Here is a 6,031-nt window from a genome sequence, read left to right as displayed (position 1 = left end):
GACGACGGCCGCCCCCTCGTCGCGAAACTCGTCCCCGACCCGCCCGACCCCGAGGCCTACCGGCGCCGCGTGGCCCGCCTGGTGCGCCAGCGCCGCGAACCCCGCACCGTCGGCCTGCTCTCCGGCACACCCGTCCGGCTGGCCTGGCCACTGGTCCCGGTACGCACGGGCGGCGGCACCGGCTCGGACCGAGTCGACGGTTACGTGATGACCGACATGCGCCACGCCTACCAGCCGTTCAGCCGCCTCCTCACCGTCTCCACCCGCACTGCCTTCCTGCCCCGGGCGACCTGGGCCACCGCCCTCCACGCCGCCCGCGCCCTCGCCCGGCTGCTGGGCGAACTGCACACCGAGGGCTATGTGGTGGGCGACCTCAAGCCCGACAACCTCTGGGTCGACGAGACCGGCCGGGTCGGTATGGCGGACGTCGACTCCTGGCAGTTCACGGACGGCCGTGAGGTCTTCCCGGGCCGGATGCGCACTCCCGGCTACACCGCCCCCGAGCGGATCGGCGCCCCGGCCGGTACGCCACCGGACACCGCGTCCGACGAGTTCGCCCTGGCCGTCCTGGTCCACCAGCTCCTCATGGCCGGTCTGCACCCTTTCGCCGGGCACCCGGCGGACGGCGGCGACTATCTGTCGTACGACGACAACGTGGCGCACGGCCGCTGCCGGATCGTCGACCGTACGTCGGTACTGCTGCCCCGCTCCGTGCCGCCCGCCGACCTGCTGCCGAGACGGCTCGCGGAGCTGTTCCGGACGGCGTTCGGACCCGCGCGCCGACGCCCGACGGCGGCCGAGTGGGCCCAGGCGCTCGCGGCCGAGCTGGCACCGGGCCGGCTGAAGGCGTGCGCCGTGAACGCCCGCCACCTCCACACCGTCGAACGGCCGTGGTGCCCGTGGTGCGACCAGGCCGAGCGTGGCGCCGACAGCTACCCCGGCGGGGGCGCCGACGGCCACCCTGGCCGGCCGCAGGAGGAAGCATGACGACCCACCTCTCCGTCGCCCGGACGCTGGACCGCTGCACGGTCCTCGGCCCCGCCACCCGAGCGGTCATCTGGGTACAGGGCTGCCCGCTGCGCTGCCAGGGCTGTGTGGCCGCGGAGACCCTGCCCTTCGAGGGCGGCACCAGCCGCTCGGTTGCCGAACTCGCCGACTGGCTGTGCCGGTTGGACGGCATCGAGGGCGTCACGTTCTCCGGCGGTGAGCCGTTCAGCCAGGCCGGGGCGCTGGCCGAACTGCTCGACGCGGTACGGGAGCGGCGTCCGGACTTCGGCGCCATGGCGTACTCCGGCTTCCGCCACGAGGCACTGCGGCGCGGCGACCCGGACCGGCTCGCCCTGCTGGAACGGCTGGACCTGCTGGTCGACGGGCCGTACCGGGCGCCGCTCCACGGCAGCCTGCGCTGGCGCGGCTCGGAGAACCAGCGGCTGATCCCGCTCACCGACCGCTACACACGGGCCCTGGCCGAGCCGGACACGACCGCGGGGATCGAACTGTCGGTGGACGCCGACGGATCGCTCTCCTGGGCCGGGGTTCCGCCGACCCCCGGATTCCGGGAAGGGCTTGAGAAGCAGCTCGCGGCGCGGGGGTTCGTGCTGCACACCGAGGCACGGAGGGAACGATGAGCGGATCACCCAAGTACAGCAGCGTGCGCGTCGGCGCCGTGTACGCCCAGCGGGAAGCGGCAGAGCGCCGGCGCCGGGCCGAGCAGCGCCGGGCCAGGGAACGCAGGCGGGCGGCCGAGCGGGCCCGGCTGGCCCAGGAGGCGGCCGCCCGCCGGGAGCGCGCCCGCGCCGAGACGGAGCGGCGCCGGGCCGAAGCCGCCCGTAAGGAAGCCGAGGTGGCGGCTCGCCGGACAGCCGAGCGCGGCGCCCGGCTGGCCCAGGCGCGGGCGGAAGAGTCCCGGGCCGACGAGCGCGGTCTCGACGAGGTGTGGGAGCTGATCGCCGAGGCCCAGCGGTCCGGGGCTCGGGCCGAGACCGGTTCCCTGGAGCGGCAGTTGGCCGAGTTGCGTGGGCGGGCCGCCCGTGGGGAACAGCTCGGGGACGCGGTGGAGGAACTGCGCGGCCGGGTCGTGAACCTGCGCCCGACCGCGGCCGGGGACCGTACGGATGACAGCGCCGCCGTCCTGGCCGGCCTGGAGCGCCGGTTCTCCGCCACCGGCCCGGACGGCGCCGCCCTCGACGCGGACGGCCATCGGCGCTGCACCGACCTGCTCGACCAGCTGCGTGCGGCTGCCGGCCCGGGGCGGCAGGTCCGTTTCGAAGCCCTGCTCGGCACGGTCGAACACGCCCTCGCCCGGCATGCGGCGACGGTCTCGGAGGCGCGGGAAGCCACCGTACGGCAGGCCCGCGCGGAACAGGAGCGCGAGGCGGCGGAGGCGGCGGAGCGCGAGCGCGCCGAGGCGGCGGAGGCGGCCCTGGAGCTGGCCCTCGCGGAGGCCGCCGAGCGGTTCGACGTCGTACGTCCGGCGGCCGAGGGCGTGCTGGACACCGCCGCCGAACTCGGCGACCCCGGCCTCGCCGACGAGATCGGGGACGCCCTGCGCGCCGTCACCGAGGCGCTGACCGCGCGGTCGGCGAGCGAGGCCCGGCGGGCGGTCGCCGATCTGGAAGGCCGGCTCCCCGACGCCGAGGACCGGCTGGACGAGCTGGAGCTGGCCTACCAGCGGCGCCGGGACCTGGTGGAGGCGCTGCGGGATGCCATGACCGGCGAGGGGTTCGCCTTCGAAGGTGGTGAGGACCAGGGGGGCTCCTTCCGGCTGCACTTCACGCGGCCGACCGGGGCGACGTACGAGACCACGGTCGCCTCCGAGGACGACGGCACGCCCGTCCTCGTCTACCACGTGGAGGGCGAGCCGGACGTGACGCTGTACGCCCCACAGGACGAGGCGGTGTGCGACACCACCGAGGCGCTGCTGGAGCGGGTGCACGAGGCGCTGGGCGGCGACGACGGCTTCGTACCGGGCGAGCTGACCTGGGACGGCAAACCGCCGCCGGGCACGGGCGGCAACCAGCTGCCCGGCGGCACCTCCGGGCGGTGGACGACCCCGTGAACACGGTCGACTTCACCAAGGACGAGGACGGTACGGGGCCCGTCACCGCCGACGGCATGATGCCCCTGTGGGCGGTGTCGCTCGGCTGGGAGCTGCGCCGCGGCCGCCAAGTGATCCTCAACGGGCAGATCCGGGACCGCTGGTGGTTCGAGGACCGGCCCGTCACCTTCCGGGAGCTGGTCGCCGGGGTGCTGGAGGCGCGCGGCGCCGATGTGGTGGGCTGGTGGGACCCGGTGGCCGGGCTCACCTTCCCGCTGCCGGGCCACGCGGAGCGCTTCGCCCAGCTGGACGCGGACCGGCCTCGCGCGGCCACCAGAAGCGATGGCCGGGACACCCCCGCGGACAACGGCCGGGGCGCACCCAGGGACACCCCCGCGGACAACGGCCGGGGCACACCCCGGGACACCCCCGCGAACGACCGGCCAAGGACCACTCCGCGCGGCCGGGGCGGCAGCGAACGCGAGCGGGACCGGTCGAGCCTGCTCTCCCCTCGCCCGGCCGGCCCGCCGCGCGCCTTCGACGACGTGGTCGCCACCGTGCACCGACTCGCCGCCTCGCCCGACGCGGCCACAGCCTTCGTCTTCCAGGACGTCGACCACCACCTCCCGCCCGGCCAGATGGAATCGAACCCCGGCTACCTCCGGCTGCGCGCCGCGATGACGGACGCCGTGACGCCCCGCCCGACCCCGGCGGGCCGCCGCCCGCACGCCCGCAACGCCGTCCTGTGCGCGGTGGGCGATGTCGGCCGGCTGCCCGGCTGGTTCCATCTGGAGGACCCCCGGATCGCCACCCTGCACATCGGCCCACCGGACCCGAGCGAGCGCCGCCTGTGGCTGACCTGGCTGCGCGGCGACTTCAACGGCGCCCCGGATGCCACCCGCCACGACATCGAGGCCCTGGTCGGCGCGACCGACGGCATGTCCGGCTGGGACATCGACGCGCTCGCCCGGACCTCGTGGCTGCGCGACGCACCCCTGCAGAAACCGGACAAGCTCCTGGAACTGCACCGGCTCAACGTGAGCGTCGACCCGTGGACCCAGCTGGACCGGGAGACCGTCGCCCGCGCGGCCGACGTACTGGGCGCCCGCGTGGTCGGCCAGTCCAAAGCCGTCGATGCGGTGGCCGCCGCGCTCCAGGCGGCCTTCGTGGGCATCGACTTCGGCGGTTCCGGCACCGCCCGCCCCAGGGGCGCGTTCTTCTTCGTCGGCCCGACCGGCGTCGGCAAGACCGAACTCGCCAAGGCCGTGGCCGAGTTGATGTTCGGTGACCAGAGCGCGTACGCCCGCTTCGACATGAGCGAGTACCAGCAGGAACACGCGGCCGAGCGGCTCGCGGGCGCACCGCCCGGCTTCATCGGCCACGAGCAGGGCGGCGAGCTGACCCGCCGAGTCCAGGAACGGCCGTTCAGCGTGCTGCTCTTCGACGAGATCGAGAAGGCGCACCCCCGGGTACTGGACAAGTTCCTCCAGATCCTCGAGGACGGCCGCCTCACCGACGGCCGCGGCCAGACCGCGTACTTCTCCCAGTGCCTGATCATCTTCACCTCCAACACGGGCGCGGAGGCGGTCCAGGATCTGCTGTCCGAAGGCGACGAAGAAGTGCCGTACTCCGTCCTGGAGGCACACTTCACCCGGGCTGTGGAGGAAAAGTTCCGGGCCATGGGCCGGCCGGAGATCTACGGTCGGCTCAAGCCGGGCGTGGTCGTCTTCGACATGCTGCGCCGCGCGCACATCGTGAAGATCGCCGACCGGCTGCTCGGCCAGCTCACCGAGTCCGTCCGCGAACGCCACCAGGCCGAGCTGGTCGCCGACACGGACACCCTGCACCCCTGGATCACCGAGCGGATGAGCGACCCGGAGCACCAGGCGTACGGCGGCCGCCAGATCCGCAACGAACTGGAGCGGCTGCGGGCGGCCGTGGTCAGCCACTTCCTGGCCCACCGCCCGACCCCGGGCAGCCGGATCCGGCTCGGCATCGAAGACGACGGCACACCGTGGGTCAGGACCGAGGAAGGGAACGGCTGAACACATGCTCGGCATCGCCATCGGCCACCGCATCGCCCGCTTCGGCCGGCTCGGCCCGGAAGGCCGCCCGACCGTGACGGCGACGGACCTGGCCGGAACGGACGGAGTCGCCGACCCCGCCACCGCACTGACCACGCTCCTTGCCGAAGTCACGGGTGAGGAGGCGGTAGCCACGGGTGAGGAGGCGGTGCTCGGCCTGCCGGCCTCCGCCGGCCGCGAGGCCGAGGCCGACCTCCGCCGCGCCGCCAAGGACGCCGGCCTCCGCGTCAACAGAATCGTCCCGGAACCGGTCGCGGTGGCCCTGCACTACGGCGCGATCGACGAGGGCGTACACCGCACGGTGCTGGTGGTCGACCAGGCCGCGACCACAGTGGACCTGACGGTCCTCGCCATCACCCCGGATCTGACGGTACGCATCGTCACCACGCGCACCGAACAACTGGCCGACGACCACGCCCTCACGGCGATAGCCCAGGAACTGACCGAGGCAGCCCCGGACGCCGTACTCCTCTCCGGCGACCTGTACACAACGCCCGCCCACCGCACGGACATCGAAAACCTCGCCGACGTCCAGGGTCTGACGATGCGCTGCCGGGCCCCAGAGCTGGCCGTCGTACACGGCCTCCTGCTCCTGGAAGACTTCGGCCTCCTGCGCATAGCCACCGGTCCGGCACCGGCGAGGGCCCACTTTCCCCCTCCTTTGGAGGACCCGGAACCGCAACCCTGGCCCACTCCGGCGGTGGATCCCGAACCACAGAACGCCCCACCCGACAACGCTCTGAAGGGGCGCGGGGCCATGACGGCTCCGCCGCGTGGGCGCGAGCAACCCCCACCGCCCGACAGCGAACCACTCACCGCAACCGGACCCAACGGGCGCGGGGCTGTGACGGCTCCGCCGCGTGGGCCCGAACGACCCCCACCGCCCCACAGCGAACCACCCACCGCGACC

5 protein-coding genes are annotated in these 6,031 nt (G+C 74.2%); all 5 read left to right on the top strand.

Annotated elements, in window-relative coordinates:
* On the top strand, positions 1-987 hold a 987-nt coding region (locus CCN51_RS32290; protein ID WP_086860400.1), incomplete at its 5' end, for a protein kinase domain-containing protein.
* Positions 984-1,628, top strand: coding sequence for a 4Fe-4S single cluster domain-containing protein (locus CCN51_RS32285; protein ID WP_014173133.1), 645 nt, complete (start codon positions 984-986; stop codon positions 1,626-1,628). The genes CCN51_RS32290 and CCN51_RS32285, both read left to right, overlap by 4 nt.
* Positions 1,625-3,058, top strand: a complete 1,434-nt coding sequence (locus CCN51_RS32280) for a hypothetical protein (protein WP_014173132.1) — start codon at positions 1,625-1,627, stop codon at positions 3,056-3,058. The genes CCN51_RS32285 and CCN51_RS32280 overlap by 4 nt, the downstream gene beginning before the upstream one ends.
* Positions 3,043-5,082 carry an AAA family ATPase gene (locus tag CCN51_RS32275; protein WP_086860398.1) on the top strand — a complete coding sequence of 680 codons (2,040 nt, stop codon included), beginning with the start codon at positions 3,043-3,045 and terminating at the stop codon, positions 5,080-5,082. The genes CCN51_RS32280 and CCN51_RS32275 overlap by 16 nt, the downstream gene beginning before the upstream one ends.
* A 4-nt stretch (positions 5,083-5,086) precedes the next feature.
* The coding region (locus CCN51_RS32270; RefSeq protein ID WP_158104716.1) for an Hsp70 family protein at positions 5,087-6,031 on the top strand (945 nt) is incomplete at its 3' end.

The sequence above is a fragment of the Streptomyces milbemycinicus genome, from assembly GCF_002154605.1.
GTDB classification, from domain to species: domain Bacteria; phylum Actinomycetota; class Actinomycetes; order Streptomycetales; family Streptomycetaceae; genus Streptomyces; species Streptomyces milbemycinicus.
Note: the sequence above shows the minus strand (reverse complement) of the source record. Positions and strands in the feature narration are given on the sequence as shown.

Excerpts from the sequence above, each read along its gene's own strand:
- CCN51_RS32285 (WP_014173133.1), top strand. The coding sequence starts at position 984 with ATGACGACCCACCTCTCCGTCGCCCGGACGCTGGACCGCTGCACGGTC.
- CCN51_RS32280 (WP_014173132.1), top strand. The coding sequence starts at position 1,625 with ATGAGCGGATCACCCAAGTACAGCAGCGTGCGCGTCGGCGCCGTGTAC.